This is a genomic window from Rhodococcus sp. KBS0724 (assembly GCF_005938745.2).
Lineage (GTDB): Bacteria > Actinomycetota > Actinomycetes > Mycobacteriales > Mycobacteriaceae > Rhodococcus_F.
The window spans coordinates 885,032-901,065 of the sequence record NZ_VCBX02000001.1; the positions used below are offsets into that span (position 1 = coordinate 885,032).

At 61.5% G+C, this 16,034-nt stretch carries 16 protein-coding genes; 8 read left to right on the plus strand and 8 right to left on the minus strand.

Features of this window, described 5'->3' with window-relative positions; translation table 11 throughout:
* Positions 1 to 66: 66 nt before the first annotated feature.
* From FFI94_RS04045 to FFI94_RS04065, 5 genes are all read left to right on the plus strand, one after another.
* A complete protein-coding gene (locus FFI94_RS04045) occupies positions 67 to 942 on the plus strand; it encodes an SDR family NAD(P)-dependent oxidoreductase (protein ID WP_138871853.1) in 876 nt (291 codons plus the stop codon).
* A gap of 112 nt (positions 943 to 1,054) precedes the next feature.
* Positions 1,055 to 2,287, plus strand: a complete 1,233-nt coding sequence (locus FFI94_RS04050; RefSeq protein WP_138871854.1) for a cytochrome P450 — start codon at positions 1,055 to 1,057, stop codon at positions 2,285 to 2,287.
* 126 nt (positions 2,288 to 2,413) lie between these two features.
* Positions 2,414 to 3,931, plus strand: a complete 1,518-nt coding sequence (locus FFI94_RS04055) for a class I adenylate-forming enzyme family protein (protein WP_138871855.1) — start codon at positions 2,414 to 2,416, stop codon at positions 3,929 to 3,931.
* 34 nt (positions 3,932 to 3,965) lie between these two features.
* Positions 3,966 to 4,808 (plus strand): enoyl-CoA hydratase-related protein, encoded by an 843-nt coding sequence (locus FFI94_RS04060; RefSeq protein WP_138871856.1) that lies wholly within the window; start codon positions 3,966 to 3,968, stop codon positions 4,806 to 4,808.
* Positions 4,809 to 4,913: 105 nt separating this feature from the next.
* Positions 4,914 to 6,218 (plus strand): hypothetical protein, encoded by a 1,305-nt coding sequence (locus FFI94_RS04065; protein WP_138871857.1) that lies wholly within the window; start codon positions 4,914 to 4,916, stop codon positions 6,216 to 6,218.
* 62 nt (positions 6,219 to 6,280) lie between these two features.
* Here the strand turns inward: FFI94_RS04065 and FFI94_RS04070 are convergent, their stop codons facing one another.
* Positions 6,281 to 7,582: a TrpB-like pyridoxal phosphate-dependent enzyme gene (locus tag FFI94_RS04070; RefSeq protein ID WP_033232418.1), complete on the minus strand. Its 1,302-nt coding sequence runs from the start codon at positions 7,580 to 7,582 to the stop codon at positions 6,281 to 6,283.
* A gap of 357 nt (positions 7,583 to 7,939) precedes the next feature.
* On the opposite strand from FFI94_RS04070, the gene FFI94_RS04075 reads away from it, so the two are divergent.
* Entirely contained in the window at positions 7,940 to 8,518 is a 579-nt protein-coding gene (locus tag FFI94_RS04075) for a TetR/AcrR family transcriptional regulator (RefSeq protein ID WP_138871858.1), read from the plus strand.
* On the opposite strand, the gene FFI94_RS04080 is transcribed toward FFI94_RS04075, so the two are convergent.
* The 4 genes from FFI94_RS04080 to FFI94_RS04095 all read right to left on the minus strand — a co-directional run bounded on the left by FFI94_RS04080 (position 8,496) and on the right by FFI94_RS04095 (position 11,824).
* On the minus strand, positions 8,496 to 9,371 hold the full coding sequence (locus FFI94_RS04080) for an aldo/keto reductase (protein ID WP_138871859.1): 876 nt from the start codon (positions 9,369 to 9,371) through the stop codon (positions 8,496 to 8,498). The two genes, FFI94_RS04075 and FFI94_RS04080, sit on opposite strands and share 23 nt — an antisense overlap.
* A 62-nt stretch (positions 9,372 to 9,433) precedes the next feature.
* Positions 9,434 to 10,498: a maleylacetate reductase gene (locus tag FFI94_RS04085; protein WP_138873589.1), complete on the minus strand. Its 1,065-nt coding sequence runs from the start codon at positions 10,496 to 10,498 to the stop codon at positions 9,434 to 9,436.
* Between the two features lie 2 nt (positions 10,499 to 10,500).
* Entirely contained in the window at positions 10,501 to 11,289 is a 789-nt protein-coding gene (locus FFI94_RS04090; protein ID WP_138871860.1) for a pirin family protein, read from the minus strand.
* A 37-nt stretch (positions 11,290 to 11,326) separates the two neighbouring features.
* Positions 11,327 to 11,824: a VOC family protein gene (locus FFI94_RS04095; RefSeq protein WP_138871861.1), complete on the minus strand. Its 498-nt coding sequence runs from the start codon at positions 11,822 to 11,824 to the stop codon at positions 11,327 to 11,329.
* A gap of 111 nt (positions 11,825 to 11,935) precedes the next feature.
* On the opposite strand from FFI94_RS04095, the gene FFI94_RS04100 reads away from it, so the two are divergent.
* Together FFI94_RS04100 and FFI94_RS04105 are read left to right on the plus strand one after the other, a co-directional pair.
* A complete protein-coding gene (locus FFI94_RS04100) occupies positions 11,936 to 12,394 on the plus strand; it encodes a MarR family winged helix-turn-helix transcriptional regulator (RefSeq protein WP_138871862.1) in 459 nt (152 codons plus the stop codon).
* Positions 12,395 to 12,468: 74 nt separating this feature from the next.
* Entirely contained in the window at positions 12,469 to 13,287 is an 819-nt protein-coding gene (locus tag FFI94_RS04105; protein ID WP_138871863.1) for an HAD family hydrolase, read from the plus strand.
* Between the two features lies 1 nt (position 13,288).
* Here FFI94_RS04105 and FFI94_RS04110 read toward each other — a convergent pair whose 3' ends face one another.
* The 3 genes from FFI94_RS04110 to FFI94_RS04120 all read right to left on the minus strand — a co-directional run bounded on the left by FFI94_RS04110 (position 13,289) and on the right by FFI94_RS04120 (position 15,944).
* Entirely contained in the window at positions 13,289 to 14,176 is an 888-nt protein-coding gene (locus FFI94_RS04110; RefSeq protein WP_138871864.1) for an alpha/beta fold hydrolase, read from the minus strand.
* A gap of 215 nt (positions 14,177 to 14,391) precedes the next feature.
* Positions 14,392 to 15,057: a hypothetical protein gene (locus FFI94_RS04115; protein WP_138871865.1), complete on the minus strand. Its 666-nt coding sequence runs from the start codon at positions 15,055 to 15,057 to the stop codon at positions 14,392 to 14,394.
* 122 nt (positions 15,058 to 15,179) lie between these two features.
* Positions 15,180 to 15,944: an SDR family NAD(P)-dependent oxidoreductase gene (locus FFI94_RS04120; protein ID WP_138871866.1), complete on the minus strand. Its 765-nt coding sequence runs from the start codon at positions 15,942 to 15,944 to the stop codon at positions 15,180 to 15,182.
* Positions 15,945 to 16,034: the final 90 nt, after the last annotated feature.

Consider the following 16,034-nt stretch of genomic DNA (forward strand, 5'->3'; position numbering starts at 1 on the left):
GTCCCCGAAATCGGTGAATCCGTAGTTCCCGGACTCTCACACACAACTCGAACAAGAGGAGCTCACATGAAGCTTGACGGCAAAGTCGCACTCATCACCGGTGGCGGATCCGGGCTCGGTCGGCAGTCTGCGCAACTCTTCGCCTCCGAGGGCGCGACGATCGCGGTCGTCGACATCGATCCTGAGCGCGCGGCCGGAACAGTAGATCTCGTGGAACAGCAGGGCGGCAAGGCGATTGCGATCACCGCAGACGTTTCTGTCGAGCAGCAAATTGTTGACGCGGTTGCCGCAACCGTGGATGCATTCGGCAAACTCGACATCGCATTTGCGAACGCCGGTGTGATCTCACGCGGCGGCGTACCGTCCGTTGCCGGCGGAGAGGTAGTCGAGTTTCAGGATCTCACGGACGCCGACTGGCAGGCAGTGCTGGGCGTAAACCTCAGCGGCGTCTTCTATACGGCAAAGGCGGCAGTTCCGGCTTTGCGTGCCAACGGCGGTGGAGTCATCCTCGCCACGTCGTCTGCCGCATCGCTTCAGGCGTACCACGGTATCGCGATGTACTCCGCCACGAAGGCCGGTGTCAACGGACTCGTTCGTGGCCTCAGCCTGGACTTGGGTCGATACGGTATTCGAGTCAATGCCATTGCGCCCACTCACGGAATGTCGCCCAACTTCCTGATGCCCGCCGGCTCTCCCGTCGTCGGCCAGTCCTACGAAGAGACTGCAGGACCGTGGGATTCGGGTATCTCCCCGATTTCGCTCAAGCTCAACCGCCCCCCGTCACTGCGCGACAATGCACATGCGGCACTGTTTCTCGTGTCCGACGACTCCGCCTACATCTCCGGCGTCACTCTGCCGACCACCGATGGTGGCACCCTGTCGCGCGTCGGCATGTGGTTCCCCGAGGATCAAGGAACGCCGACGCTCACCGCTGGTGCCTGATGTGCGTCTTGTAGCTGATCGGTTGGCCTGCGCGCCGCCGCAATAGTGTGCCCCGAGCGTGTGTTGACCGTCGAACATCTTTGATTTCGTCAACTTTTCGAGGAGTGGCTCCATGACTACCACTGAACACATACCCGCGAACCTTGTAGTCGATTTCGATATCTACGACCAGTCGCTCGCACAACCCGTTGATACGGTCCAGGCGCGGGTGGCGGAGTTGGCGGGTAAGGGCCCGGTTGTCTACTCGCCAACGCATGGCGGACACTGGATTGTGACGCGTTACAAAGAGATTCACGAAGTGCTTCGCGACACCGAGACGTTCTCCAGTTACCCGAACAACCTGGTGACCGGGCCGGGAGGCATGGGTAAGTTCATTCCGATCGAACTCGATCCGCCGGAACACACCGGCTACCGCGTTGCACTGCAACCGCTGTTCAGTCCCAATCGGATGAAGGCGCTGACCGGAGAGATCCGCGAGGTGATCAACGAGTTGCTCGACGGGTTTGCGGGCAAGGGCGAGGCCGAGTTCATTTCTGAGTTCGCCCATGAGCTTCCCACGCGGGTTTTCCTTACTCTCATGGACTGGCCCGCCGAGGACGCGCCGATGTTCACCGAGATGACGGATACCGTGTTGATGGGCAAACCTGGTGCAAGTGAGGAGGAGTCGAGTCAGGCCACGGTTGCGGCAGGGCTCGAAATGATCGGGTACTTCCAGAAGATCGTCGACGAACGGCGGGCCAACCCGGGCGACGACATCACCTCGACCCTGATTCACACCGAGGTCGAACTCGAAGACGGAAAGCGACTGCTGACCGACGAAGAGCTCAATCGGATGTTCTTTCTTCTTCTCATCGCGGGTCTGCATACGGTGCAGGGATCGTTGGCGTGGAGCATAATTCACCTGTTCAATAATCCGGATCAGCGTGACGCCCTCATCGACGACGAGACATTGATTCCGAGCGCGGTTGAAGAGATCCTTCGAATCGAAGCTGCGGTGATACCGGGGCGGGCGGCAACTCGTGATGTGGAACTCGGTGGGGTGCAGATCAGGAAGGGCGATCAGCTCATCCTCATGTTGTGCTCGGCAAACCGGGACGATGACGAGTTCGAAGATCCGGAAGAGTTGAACCTGGAACGACATCCCAATCGGCACTTGTCATTTGGATCCGGTGCGCATCGTTGTATAGGCTCACACCTGGCGCGGATCGAGTTGTCGTTGGCGCTCGAAGAGCTGCACCGGCGAATCCCGGACTACGAATTGATCGAATCCGATCCGCCGATCCTCCATGCCGGGCAGGTGCGCGGTTGTGCGCGTCTGCCGATCAGGTTCACTCCGGAAGCATGATGTGCCGCCCATGTCGTGTCATGACACGACATGGGCGTCTCTCTAGGCGATTCCCCGATTCCTGATCCCGGCTGAATATTTCCGGATATGTTGAACAACAAAGTAATCAGAGAGATTGAGGAATACATGGCTGCGACAATTGGCTCTGCCCTGCACTGGTGGGCGCGGACCAAAGGTGATCAGAATGTGATTGTCGTAGACGGCGGGGTGTTGACTTATCGACAGTTGCAGGACTGGTCGAGCCGTGTAGCTCGGCAACTTTCGGAATCCGGTGTTTCGCCGGGGGACCGCGTGGGGCTTCTCGGTCCGAATTCACTCGAGTGGCCGGTGCTTGCACTCGGTGTGATCAAGGCCGGAGCGGTCTTGGTGCCACTCAATCCTCGTCTCAAGCCCGCAGAGTTGCGGAAGGTCGTCGATGATTCCGGCTCGACTCTGGTGATCACGCCGCAGGAGTACGCCGACGGTGTGGCGGAGGCAGTTGCGCTCGGCAACGGGTTCGATGTTCGGATGTTCGGCGAATTCACTTCTCTGCGTGAGGGATCAGCGGACGACTTCCGGATAGACATCGATCCGGACGAGCCGACGGCGCTGATCTTCACGTCCGGTTCGACTGGTTTGTCGAAGGGCGTCATCTGCACCAATCGAACGCTGTTGAGTATCGTCTTCGAAGCCAGCCTGACCGAAGAGGGTCTGCGTCCGGGTACAACAACTCTGCTGGTGCTTCCGCTCGTGTTCACTCCTGGGCTTGTCTGGGGCTTGTTGATGACAACCGTCCTCGGTGGCACGATCATCATCGAGAAAGACCTGAATCCCGGCCGGGCAGCAAAGTTATTGGGCGAAAACGATGTTCAGGCAATATTCGGTGTCCCCCTGGTCTTCGACGCCATCTCACGCGCAGTGGAATTCGAGGAAGCAGATCTGTCGTCGTTGCGCACTGCGATTGTCGGCGGCGCTGCAGTGGCGCCGGCGTTGCTCGAGCGGTGGGCTGCCAAAGGCGTGGCGCTCCGTCAGATCTACGGTATGACCGAGGCGGGCGGTGTTGCCACTGCGACTCCTGTGGCCGAAGCTTTCGATCATCCGGACACTTGTGGAAACGGATCCATCTTCACCTCCGTGAAGGTGGTACGGCCTGACGGAACGGAAGCCGAACCAGGTGAAGAGGGCGAGATTCTGCTGAGCGGTCCCGGCGTCACTCCCGGGTACTGGAACGATGCCGACTCGACCGCGGCTGCACTGCGAGACGGATGGCTGCACAGCGGAGACCTCGGTACGCGAGATGCCGAGGGACGTGTCAAGTTCGTCGACCGTCTGAAAGATCTCATCATTACCGGTGGGATCAATATTTCTCCGGTCGAGATCGAGCGGGTGATCGGCGAGATGGACGGAATCGAGGAGGTTGCGGTCATTGCCGCAGCCGATCCACGATTCGGCGAGACTCCGGCAGCGATCGTGACGGTCACCGGATCGGTGGACGAGGCTGCGATCATCGAGCACTGTGATCGGTTGATGACCGACTACAAAGTGCCGCGCTACATCGTGATCCGAAACGAACCGTTGCCGCGTCTGCCAAGCGGCAAACTGTCGAAGACGGCCATCAGGTCCGAGTACGCGGATGTGGCGGACCGATTCGAGAAGATGCGCTGACCGTGCGGTCGGACGACAAAGACAGGAAAATGCAGTGACTGGTGCCGGTAGCGAGTCCGTCGTCGTACTCGAGCGGGATCGCGAGATCGCGATCGTGCGGCTCAATCGTCCTGAACGGCTCAACGCGTTCACTCTCGAGATGAGGGATCGGATCCTCGAAATTTTCGACGAGTGCGACGCCGACGATTCGGTGCGGGCAATCGTCATCACCGGTACCGGTCGCGCATTCTGCGCCGGCGCGGATCTTGCTGCGGGCGGCGATACCTTTGTGTTGAAGAAGGATCCGAACGAGTCCGGTGCGCCGGCAGATTCGGGTGGGGAGGTGGCCCTGCGTATTTACCGGTCGTCCAAACCTGTGATTGCGGCGATCAACGGTCCCGCCGCCGGCGTCGGCGTCACCATGACGTTGCCCGCGGACATCCGGATCGCCTCGGACACTGCTCGGTTCGGGTTTGTCTTCACCCGGCGCGGTCTTGTACCGGAGGCGTGCTCGACGTGGTTCCTGCCCCGCGTAGTCGGTATCTCGACTGCCCTGGAGTGGACATTGGGCGGAGCGATGGTTCCTGTATCCGACGCACTCGAACGGGGTCTCGTTCGTGAGGTGGTTCCTGCCGAACAGGTATTGCCCCGAGCCGTCGAGATCGCGCGCCAACTTACCTCGGGAACGGCTCCGGTCTCTGTTGCGCTGACCAGGGCCTTGATGTGGCAGATGCTGGGTGCGGCGGGGCCAGAGGTGGCGCACGGCGCTGAGTCGATCGGCATCTATGTCCGAGGCACGTCGGACGACGTGAAGGAGGGGGTTGACGCTTTCCTCACCAAGCGCACGCCGGAATTCCCCGACACCGTCTCCAGTGGGTTGCCGAACTTATTCGAATAGGGTTCTGCGTCGGTCGATGACGCCGATTGAGCGTGTTCGTATCTGGGTATGTACCTCTGTGCACACTCCGCTGTCGAGGCTTCATCGAGAGATACGAGAAACTAGATGGACTCCGCTGATGCCGAACCGCTCAGTAAATCGGAGCGCGCCGAACTCGAGAAATTGCGTGCCGAATTTGCGGCCAGGCAGCCGAGCGAGAGACGACGAGGCGAGCATTCGGGTCTTCGCTGGGTCGGCGTCTGGATCTTGCTCGTCTTAATCCTGTTGCTGTCGTTCGCCGGTGTTCTCGCACGTTATGCGCGCAGTGAACTGCTCGATTCCGAACGCTATGTGCAGACGGTAGCTCCGCTGGGGTCGAATCCCGTCATCCAGGGTGAGATCACCAACCGGATTACCGATGAGATCGATTCCCAGTTGGATATCGAGAAAGTGACAGCGGACGCTCTCGCGACGCTCACCGAGAATGCGGAACGGGTGCCGCAAGTGGTGGTCGGCCTTGCGCCGGTCATTGCTGATCAGGCGAAATCGTTCATCCACCAGACAGTCGGGTCGGTAGTGTCCTCGGACGCGTTCGAGAATCTGTGGGTGGAGGCGAATCGTGAAGCCCACCAGTCATTGACGGCGGTATTGACCGGCGACACCCGGGCAGCAGTCGATATCAGTGACAAGGGTGAGGTCAGTATCTCGTTGGCTCCGATGATCGAGAAGGCGCGCAGCGCACTCGTCGATCGGGGGTTCGCTTTTGCCGACAGAATTCCCGATATCGACAAGTCGTTCGTGATCTTCGAATCCCCGAAGTTGGTCAAGGCTCAGCGTCTGGTGTCCGCGTTGGACAAAGCGTCTGCTGTGCTTCCGTGGGTAATCCTGATCCTTGCCGCCGGGGCGATCTGGTGCGCACCCCGGGGATCGCGTCTTCGGACTTTGTCTCTGGTCGGTATCACCGTTGCCGTGGCGATGGCACTGCTGGCGGTATCGCTCAGCATCGGGCGCGCGGTGTATTTGGACGACATTCCCTCGGATGTTCTGTCGCAGCAAGCTGCCGGGGTTATCGTCGACACCCTGCTCCTGCCGCTCAAGACCAGTTTGCGTGCCGTATTCGTTCTCGGAGTTGTGGTCGCGATCGTCGGCTATCTCACGGGTGGATCGTCATCGGCGCTGGCCGTCCGCCGCGGATTCAGCAAGGCAGTTGACTCGGTCAGATCGCCGAGCGCCGATCGTGAACCACGGGCCATCGAGACTGTGTGCGCAAAATATATTGTGGCGCTTCGGGTTTTGATTGTCGTCATCGCTGTGGCTGTGCTGGTTTTCTGGCGCTATCCGTCGGGAGTTGTCGTAGCGGTGACGGTGTTGGTGACAGTGCTCGCGTTGGTTGCCCTGGAAGTAATTGCGCGGCCGGCCCGGGTGCGATAGGGCCACCGTGCGCCTTTCTGGTGGTGAGCGCCACCAGAAAGGCGCACCGGGTTCGAGGGGGCTTAGACGTACGGCGAGTACGCGGGCAGATCCAGCTGACCGTTGCCGGACAGACCGATCACGATCACCTCAGGTTCGGTGACGGAACGCGCATGAGCGATCGCACCCGCAACTGCGTGGGTGGATTCCGGAGCCGGGATGATGCCCTCAGCGCGAGCGAAGATCAGACCGGCATTCAGCGCGTCGTCCTGATCGATGGCAATGGCATCCATCAGTCCCAGGTTGACGGCATGGGAGACCATCGGCGACATGCCGTGGTACCGCAGTCCACCCGCATGGATAGCCGGCGGCACGAAGTCTTTGCCCAGTGTGTGCATCTTGAGCAGCGGGGTCAGGCCGGCAACGTCACCGAAGTCGTAGCGGTACTCGCCCTCGGTGAGTGACGGGCAGGCCGACGGTTCGCAGGCAACAAGACGAGTCTTGGTGCCCTCACGCAGATTCCGTCCCAGGAACGGGAACGTCAAGCCTGCCAGGTTGGAACCGCCGCCGGCGCAACCGAATACGGTGTCGGGGATGGCGTCGCCGGCTTCTTCGAGCTGAACCATGGCTTCCTGACCGATGACGGTCTGGTGCAGCATGACGTGGTTCAGGACGCTGCCGAGTGAGTAGTGCGTGTTCGGATCCTGCGCGGCGACCTCAACTGCCTCACTGATGGCCATACCCAGCGAGCCGGTGGTGTCGGGATGCGACTTCAGCAATGCGCGTCCGGCTTCCGTCAGATCCGACGGCGACGGGTGACAGATTCCGCCGTAGGCCTCCATCTGGATGCGGCGGTACGGCTTGGAGTCGAAGGACGAGCGAACCTGCCACACCTCGACGTCGAGTCCGAGCAGAGCGCCGGCGAAGGACAGCGATGCACCCCACTGACCGGCACCGGTTTCGGTGGTGAGCTTGGTGGTGCCCTCGATGGCGTTGTAGTACGCCTGAGCCACAGCGGTATTCGGCTTGTGTGAACCGACGGGGCTCACGCCTTCGTACTTGTAGTAAATGCGGGCAGGAGTTCCCAGTGCGCGCTCGAGGCGGTGTGCGCGGAAGAGGGGGGAAGGCCTCCACATGCCGTAGATCTCGCGGACGGTCTCGGGGATCTCGATGTACCGTTCCGTCGACACTTCCTGCGCGATGAGGTTCATCGGAAACAGCGGTGCCAGGTCCTCGGGGCCGAGCGGCTCGCGGGTACCCGGGTGCAGGTGCGGGGGAACAGGTTCGGGGAGGTCAGCCGCCAGGTTGTACCAGTGCGTCGGAACCTTCGACGGGATGGAAACGCCCAATGGTTCGAGCGAACGGTTGAGTGGGGTGGTGGTCAACTAACTCTCCTTCGTGGATTTCGGTACCTGGTTCGCGGTATCGGGTGATCCAATGCTGGAGCGTTGCGGACCACCCGATCTCGTCTGGGCAGCACACAGTTGCGGCTGACCGTCAGCGGTCAGGCCACCAGCTGTGTGGAGCGGGGAAGGTCACGAGCCGATGGTACATCGCGTGCTTGCCCGGTTGCTGAGCTGTCTCGGTCTGTGGACTGGGCGGGGATCGAGAGAACATGGTCTGTCTCGAGTGATCATGAACTTCAGCTGGCTGGAAACCGTGTTCACTGTGCAGAAAGGGTGCTGGCACCGGCACGTAGCATTGCGGGAAAGGCGGAGAAAGAGGAACGGAGGCGCTGTGCGATGGCAGACCTGAGCTCGCGTGAGCGAATGATCCGCAGCGCCGTCGAGTTGATCAGCCGTAACGGCGTCGACGCGACCTCGTTCAACGACGTGATCAAGCACAGCAGCGCGCCGCGTGGGTCCATCTACCACCACTTTCCGGGCGGCAAGACCCAGCTGATGGTCGAGGCGGTGCAAGCTGCGGGTGCCGTCATCACGCGTCGGATCAGTGCGGCATCGGCCACGGGATCGCCGGCCGACGTCATCGATGCCGTCGGCGATATCTGGCGACGCAACCTCGCGAACTCCGATTTTGCGATCGGCTGCCCGATCATTGCCGGCGGGCTCGCCCGGGCGAGCGAACCCGAGGTTGCGGAGGCTGCTGCCGAGGTTCTGGCCGGTTGGCAGACACTCGTCGAGGCCGCTCTTGCCGAGGCAGGCTCACCGCCGGATCAGGCGCGGTCGATGGCAAATCTGACCATCGCTTCGATCGAGGGGGCCGTTGCGCTCTGTCAGACGACGCGCAGCATCGAACCCCTCGAACGAGTGATGGAAACTCTGCAGGACTTGTCGAAAATTACTGTGGCGCACCGATATTAAGTTCGTCCGGATGTGCGCCGACGCGGGTGCCGTCGTCGAGGGTGGCGATTTCGCTGAGGTCGAGTTCGGTGAGTTCGAAGTCGAAGACGTCGATGTTCTCTGCGATGCGGGCATCGTGCACGGACTTGGGAATGACGATGAGACCATTCTGCAGGTGCCAGCGGATCAGTACCTGCGCGGCTGACTTGCTGTGCCGATCACCGATGCGGGTGATGATCGGGTCCGTCAGGAGTGTGTTCGGTTTGGATGCCGGACCCCATCCCGCGTTGCTGGTTCCGCCGAGTGGGCTCCACGATTCGACCGCGATTCCGTGCTCGGCCGCCTTCTCACGAATCGCGTGCTGAGGAAGATGGGGATGCAGTTCCACCTGGTCCACCGCGGGGAGCAGTCCACCTCGGTCAACCAGAAGTTGCAGGTGGTGGGGCTCGAAGTTGCAGACGCCGACAGCCTTCGCGCGGCCTGATTCGGCGATCTTCTCCATTGCGTCCCAGGTGCGGAGCAGTCGTTCCTTGTCCTGGAGCGGCCAGTGGACGAGGTACAGGTCGACGTAGTCGACGCCCAGTTTCTCGATGCTGGTGTCGAATGCCGTCAACGCCGGCTCGTAGCCCTGATCGGAGTTCCACAGCTTTGTGGTCAGGAAGACGTCCTCACGGTCAACGGATGACGCGGCGATCCCGCGTCCGACGCCCTCTTCGTTGCCGTAGGCGGCAGCGGTGTCGATGTGGCGGTAACCGGCGTCGTCGAGTGCAAAGCGCACAGCATGTTCGGTTTCGTCGTTGGTTGCCTGCCAGACTCCGAGGCCGAGTTGCGGGATCGTGATTCCGGAATTCAGCGTGATGTCAGGAATGCTCATGGATCAAGGCTAGCGATTTCGGTCGATCCGCGCCGGGTATATCCGCGACGCGGTATTCGTTCTCACCGGACTTCCGGCCGCCGACCGGACCAGGCGTTCTCGAGGAGTTCGGTCAGACCGGCAGCAGTGATCTCCCGCGGGTTCGGGTACGCGGCGGAAATCGCGAGTTCGACGGCACGGCCGATCTGATCGTGGCTCATTCCAAGTTCTCTCAAAGATGTCGGTCCACCGCACGAAGCAACGAGATCGAAAACTCCGGTGGCAGCGTCGGCTACACCCAGCGCTGTTGCTATTCGAGCCATGACGTCCGGAACGTCGGGCGCGTTGTATGCCATCGCGTGGGGGAGGACGACGGTGTGGGTGGGGGCATGCGGCAAACCGAAGCTGCCACCGAGGGTGTGACACAACTTGTGATGGAGCCCCATGCCGACTGTGCCCAAACAGGTTCCGGCCAACCAAGCCGATTTCAGCAGCTCGGCCCTTCCTTCCACATTTCTCGGATCGCCGACAATTGTCGGCAAAGCGCGCGCGATCCCGGAGATAGCCTCGATTGCCATCGAGTCGGTGATGGGATTGGAGTCAGTCGAATACAACGCTTCAACCGCGTGCGCCAGCGCGTTGACGGCACTGGTGACGGTAGTTTCCAGCGGCAGATCGAGGGTGAGATCGACGTCGTACACGACAGTTTCGGGTCTGATGTGCGGTGATGAGCGAGTTACCTTGCGCCCGTTGGCTGTTTCACCCAGAACCGGAGTGACTTCTGATCCCGCGTACGTCGTCGGAACGATGATCTGATCGAATCCCGCCCGCAGTGCCAAGGCCTTGGACAGCCCGGTCGCCGAACCGCCGCCGATCGCGACGACGGCATCGACGTGATGCTGTTCGGCCAGAGCAAGCGCCGTGTCGGTAACGTCCACCGGAGTGTGCATTACGGCGCCGTCGAAGCGGACGGCCGCCATGTCGCCGAGAGATTCGGTGACGGCGGCGGCAACTGCGTCCAGTCGACGGCTTGCCAGCACCATCACTCGGCTACGGCCGAGCCGCCTCACTTCGTCTGCGATTGTGTCGATCGTCCCTTGGCCGAAGACGATTCGAGCAGGTGAAGCGGTGTACGAGAATGGCTTCACCGTCACCCCTGCGACACCGTGGCATGCATTTCCCAGACGATGACCTCGGCGCCGGTGTCGGAGCTGACCTGCTGGCCTCCGCCGCCGGATACGCGTACCGCGTCACCTTGTTCGAGCACGCCGACTCCTTCCATGGCAGCCTGACCGTCGGCGACGAAGACGTGGAGGAACGGTGCGTCCGGCAGTGTTGCGGGCGCTCCGGGTTGCAGACGCGCGACGTGCATCGCGGCGTACTTGTTCTTGATCCGGATCGCCGAGTGATCGGCGTACGCATCCATGCCCGAGGCGACGGGAACCAGTCCACCGGCGAGCAATTCGGCGTCGATCTCCAACTGCTCGTAACCGGGAGTGATTCCGGCTTCGTCGGGAACGACCCACATCTGGATGAAGTGAACCGGGTCGCTGTGCTTGTCGGAATGCGCTCCGGCCACGTCACCGAGTCGCCACGAGTCGTTCTTCTCGGAGTGCAGGATGCCCGTTCCGGCGCTCATCCGCTGGGCGAGACCGGGATAGATGACGCCTGAGTGGCCCATCGAATCCTGATGCACGAGAGACCCTCTCAGTACCCAGGTGACGATCTCCATGTCCTGGTGCGGGTGGGTGTCGAATCCCATTCCCGGCGTGACGATGTCGTCGTTGTTGACCAGGAGAAGGCCGTGGTGAGTGTTCTTCGGGTCGTAGTGATTACTGAACGAGAAGGAGTGCTTCGAGTCCAGCCAACCGGCATTGGACTTGAAGCGATCGCCCGATCGGCGGACGTCGAAGTTCGGTTGCGACAAGGTGGATGTCATGGGGTGCCTTCCGAATGGTGTGGGGGAGAGCAAGTTTTCAGAGGACGTGATTGCCGTACATCTCGCCGAGGGGATCGGCGATCAGTTCGAGTCGAGCGCCGTCGGGATCGCGGAAGTACAACGAAACTTCGCTGTGCTCGATCAGTTCGACGCCGGCCTCGGTCAGCCTGGTGCGCAACGTTGCCCAGTTGGCAGGTTCGACGCTGATCGCGATGTGGTGGAGGCCGCCGAGAACTTCTTGGTACGGGCCGACATCGAGACCGGGGAAGTCGAAGAAGGCCAGGAGATTGCCGTTGCCGATGTCGAAGAAGAAGTGCGAAGACCCGGGGTAGTCACGGTTCTCGATCAATTCGGTCAGGGGGAAGCCGAGGATATCCTGGTAGAACTTCACGGTTCGCTCGACGTCACTGCTGATCAGGGCGGTGTGGTGCAGGCCGCGCGCCATCGATGCCGGCCGTTTGTCGGCGGGGATCAGATGTCGATCCCTGATCTCGGCACGGCGTTCCTCGAACTGCACTGCGTTGTCGTCGCTCATGGCGCCCGCCTTTCGGTTGAAACTTCGTTCCGAACAAGTAGTTGACTGATCAACTAAATGAAGAATAGCTCATTTGATTTCGTTGTCAACTACTTCGGATATGCTGATGTCATGGAATCGACGCGATGGTTGACCGACTCGGAGCAAACGGCCTGGCGGGCTTACCTGGACTCGACCCGACTGCTTCAGCGCGTCCTCGATCAACAGTTGGTGCACGACTCCGATATTTCCTTCACGGATTTCGAACTGCTGGTCGCGCTGGCCGAGGCGCCCGGGCGACAACTGCGCATGAGTGAGCTCGCCGACGCTGTGATGGCAACCCGTAGTGGCGTGACCAGAGCGGTCAATCGACTGGTCGGCGTCGGTTGGGTGCGTAGGGTCGAGTGTGTCGACGACAAGCGTGGCGCCAATGCGGAGCTGACCGACCAGGGTGCCGAGAAATTGGCGTCGGCAAGCCCGGCCCACGTCGCCGCAGTCCGAAAGAACATGTTCGATCTGCTGAGCCCGCGAGATGTCGAGCGTCTCGGTGTGGTGTTCGGTGAGATGCGCCGTCACCTTCTCGATGGCTAGTCGGGTAATTGACAGAGCAACGGTTCGGGTCACGTAGTTGGTGAGGACTGAGAACGGACTGCCATCATTGTGTGGTGACCCGCATTCGAATGTTCGCAACCGACCTCGACGGCACATTGCTGCGCTCCGACCGAACTATCTCGGCGCGTACCGCGCAAGCTATGGAGAACGCGCGGCTGGCGGGAATCGAAGTTGTGTGGGCGACGGCCCGCGCCCGACATTCGGTACATACGTTGGCGAGTTCGTGCGGATTTCGCGGCAAGGCTGTGTGTGCCAATGGTGCTGTCATACTCGACCTCGCCGACGGGACTCCGCGGATCGTCGACACCGTCTCGATCGAAACATCCTTGGCCGCAACGGCTATGGAGCAAGTTCGCGCCCTGGTTCCGGGCGTCGTGTTCGCGAACGTCGGACCCACGCAATTCTTTGCCGAGCCCGAATACGCTGCGCTGTGCGAGTTTGCGGACCATCACCGGCACTTGCACGAGATGGTGCTGGCCGACGCCTTGCCGCTCGACGTAGAACCGATGGTGAAGATTGTCGCCCGGCACGCGGAAGTTCCCAGCGCTGACCTGTACCGAACAGCGGTCGCTGCCGGCATCGAAGGTGTGGAGTTAACCCATTCCGGGGCCCCGTACATGGAGATGGCTGCAGCGGGCGTCTCGAAGGCAAGCGCTCTCGCGCAGTTGTGCGCGATCGACGGCATCGACGCGTCGGAAGTTGCGGCAGCGGGTGACGCGTTCAATGACGTTGCCATGCTGACCTGGGCCGGAACAGCATTGGCGCCTGCCAACGCCCGAGCTGAGGTCATCGAGCTCGCCGACCGAATTCTGCCCATGAACGACGAGGACGGAGTGGCAAGCTACCTCGAAGAGCTGGTCGCGGGTCGCTAGTTCAGCTACTGACGGCCTTGGGGCCGGTGCCTATGCCGACACCGCAGTCCGTCATGAATTCCGCGAATACCCGGTCGAAGCGGTCCGGGTAGTCCAGGTGCGGGAAATGTCCGGCGCGGGGGAAGATTTCGACGCGACCCCGGGGGAGTTCGGCGCGGGCGTTCTCGGTGTGCGCGTTGGGGATGATGGTGTCTTCGGCGCCCCAAACCAAGAGTGCCTGCAGATCCTGGAAACTTGCGAAATGCGGTGTTGCGGCGACTGTTTGGCCTTGGTAATTGATCACCGAACGGGCCGTCGCAAGAAAAGCCTGCCGGGTTGCGGCGTCGGATACCGTCGCAAGGCTCTTGCGTGCCTCATTTGCGCTGGCACCCAATTTGAACAGCCCGACCTTGTTGAACAGTTCGAGAACTTTGTCAGTGACGTCGGTGAGCGTCTTGGACGCGAGCACAGGAAGAACCAGCTCACTGCCAGGCAAGGTTGCAGCCCGCAGAAGTGGGCTGACTTCGGGGCCGAGGCCACCGCTGGCTACCAGACACAGGCGTTCGACGCGGTCGGGGAACAAGTACATCGCTTGCATGGCGACGCCGCCGCCGAGGGAGTGGCCGACCCACGTAGCGGAGGGGATGTCGAGTGCTTGCAGGAGGTCGCGGACCGTCGCGGCATGGGCACTGAGGGAGTAGTCGCCGGCGGGCTTGTCGGAGGCGCCGTGCCCGAACAGATCGGGTGCGATGACGCGGTAGCGCCGCGACAGCGTCTCGATCTGCGGTTCCCAATTGGTGTGTGCGCCGAGAAGGCCATGAATCAAGACGACAACGGGACCTTCGCCTTGATCGACGTATTTCAGCTGGTCACCGTGCAGTACAACGGTCTGCAATTGATCGGTTGCCATGGTTGAGCCTTTCGGAGCTACCGGTTTGTCCAGCACTCGCGTGTTGTGAGGGCCGCATCTCCGCCCCGACGCGGATTCACGGTATTTGTGACCGGGAGTTACCCCAGTTCCCTCAGTATGCCCATCGCAGGTCGTCCTGTCGTGGTCATACCGGGTGTTGTGACGAACCGCGATAGTCGCGGCGAGGGGAGACGTAGAACTCATTTGGGTGCGGATCAGGCAAAATCCTCGAGCTTTCCGAAGGTCAGAGCAACATCCCACGGATGGACGTTCCACGTCTGAATGGCTGTTGTCGCGAAGATGCCTGCGGCTTCGATGGTCTCCTGCGACGCCGGCGCCGCGACAGAAACTCCCGGTTGATCACTGGGAACTTCAGGCCAGACGCCGGTGTCGGTGGGCGCGGGTGCCGCTTCCATGACGGCGTTGGCTGCGCCGTCCTCGCTGATCACGGCGAACAGGCAATGTGGCTGGGCGGGAGCGTCCCAACCGCCCTGTTCCACAAGCCAGAACTCACTGCGTCCGGCAGCGGCGAGAGCAACGTGTGCGAGTGCCAGTTCGAGTTCTTCCCACGGATCTCCGTCGACGGGGATGGGATCGCCGAGTTTGAACGATCCGGCGGCTTCGGCGTTGTCGGAAGTAGCGAAACGCGGTTGCACCGACAGGGTGCCTGACTCCGCGTCCAGGAAGGCGATCTCCCGAGATCTGTTGTCCGGCATCATGGTGCGGGCGATACGTCCGCGACCGGTTAGCTCGGCAAGGCCTTCGGGGTTGTCGATACTCCACAGGCGGGTTTCGTCCTCGGACCACGTGCGGATCATTCCACTGACGACGGGACTGATCAGTACAGGTTCGAGATTCGTCGTATCTGTCGCTTCACTCATCGCGCGCTCCCACCGAAGTTCGTACCGCCGGACCGGTTCCAGGGGACTGGGGACAAGTATGCCGCCTGATGCTGTGCGCCTTTGTCAACCGCGGGCGGTTAACAAAGTCGCACAGTAGGCGATCACATATGCGTGCCACCATCGATGCGGATTTCGGTTCCGGTCACGAAGGATCCGTCTTCGGATGCGAGCATCGCGATCACGCCGGCCACCGCGGACGGCGGAGCAAAACCGTCACCGATAGCCGGGAGTAGTTTGCCGAGCAGGGTGTAGTCGACGTCGGCGGGGAACCCGGGGTCGGAGGTCATTCCCGACGCGATGCTTCCCGGCGCGACGGCAACAGCACGCAGTCCCTGCTTGCTGTATTCGAGAGCGAGTGCATGCGTGAAGGATTGGATTCCGCCCTTGGACGCCGCATAGGCCGCCATGTACGGGTGGGCAAACGTCGCGGAGGTGGAACTGAAGTTGACGACAACACCGTTGCCGCTGTCCAGCAGAGCCGGAAGCGCTTCACGTGTCATGAGGAAGGTGCCGGTGAGGTTGACGCCGATGACGGTGTTCCAGAAGTCGAGCGTCATATCGAGGGTGCGTTCGGAGCGCAGGATCCCGGCGGCATTGACGAGGACGTCGAGACCGCCGAGCGCTGCAATCGCAGAACCGATCTGTTGCCGAACGGAGTCCTCTTTCGAGATGTCGACGGTGACGACGGTGAGGCGGTCGCCGTGACCAGCGGCAGCTGCCGCGGTTTGGGTGAGTTCTAGCCCGGCCTCGGAAATATCCGCGGCAACGACGGTGCCGCCCTCGTCCAGGATTCGAGCCACAGTGGCTTGCCCGATGCCGGATCCCGCACCGCTGATGAGGACGCGCTTGTTGTCGAATCGGTTCATGAAAACTCTCCGGTCTGTGGAAGAAACGATGCTGCTACTTTCGATTCTCCGGGGAAGAAAGCCCGAAACCAGGGGTTATCCCATTGAGCG

What these genes read in the sequence shown, in the direction of transcription:
- FFI94_RS04045 (WP_138871853.1), top strand. Translation starts at nt 67, where the DNA reads ATGAAGCTTGACGGCAAAGTCGCACTCATCACCGGTGGCGGATCCGGG.
- FFI94_RS04050 (WP_138871854.1), top strand. Translation starts at nt 1,055, where the DNA reads ATGACTACCACTGAACACATACCCGCGAACCTTGTAGTCGATTTCGAT.
- FFI94_RS04055 (WP_138871855.1), top strand. Translation starts at nt 2,414, where the DNA reads ATGGCTGCGACAATTGGCTCTGCCCTGCACTGGTGGGCGCGGACCAAA.
- FFI94_RS04065 (WP_138871857.1), top strand. Translation starts at nt 4,914, where the DNA reads ATGGACTCCGCTGATGCCGAACCGCTCAGTAAATCGGAGCGCGCCGAA.
- FFI94_RS04075 (WP_138871858.1), top strand. Translation starts at nt 7,940, where the DNA reads ATGGCAGACCTGAGCTCGCGTGAGCGAATGATCCGCAGCGCCGTCGAG.
- FFI94_RS04080 (WP_138871859.1), bottom strand. Translation starts at nt 9,371, where the DNA reads ATGAGCATTCCTGACATCACGCTGAATTCCGGAATCACGATCCCGCAA.
- FFI94_RS04090 (WP_138871860.1), bottom strand. Translation starts at nt 11,289, where the DNA reads ATGACATCCACCTTGTCGCAACCGAACTTCGACGTCCGCCGATCGGGC.
- FFI94_RS04095 (WP_138871861.1), bottom strand. Translation starts at nt 11,824, where the DNA reads ATGAGCGACGACAACGCAGTGCAGTTCGAGGAACGCCGTGCCGAGATC.
- FFI94_RS04100 (WP_138871862.1), top strand. Translation starts at nt 11,936, where the DNA reads ATGGAATCGACGCGATGGTTGACCGACTCGGAGCAAACGGCCTGGCGG.
- FFI94_RS04110 (WP_138871864.1), bottom strand. Translation starts at nt 14,176, where the DNA reads ATGGCAACCGATCAATTGCAGACCGTTGTACTGCACGGTGACCAGCTG.
- FFI94_RS04115 (WP_138871865.1), bottom strand. Translation starts at nt 15,057, where the DNA reads ATGAGTGAAGCGACAGATACGACGAATCTCGAACCTGTACTGATCAGT.
- FFI94_RS04120 (WP_138871866.1), bottom strand. Translation starts at nt 15,944, where the DNA reads ATGAACCGATTCGACAACAAGCGCGTCCTCATCAGCGGTGCGGGATCC.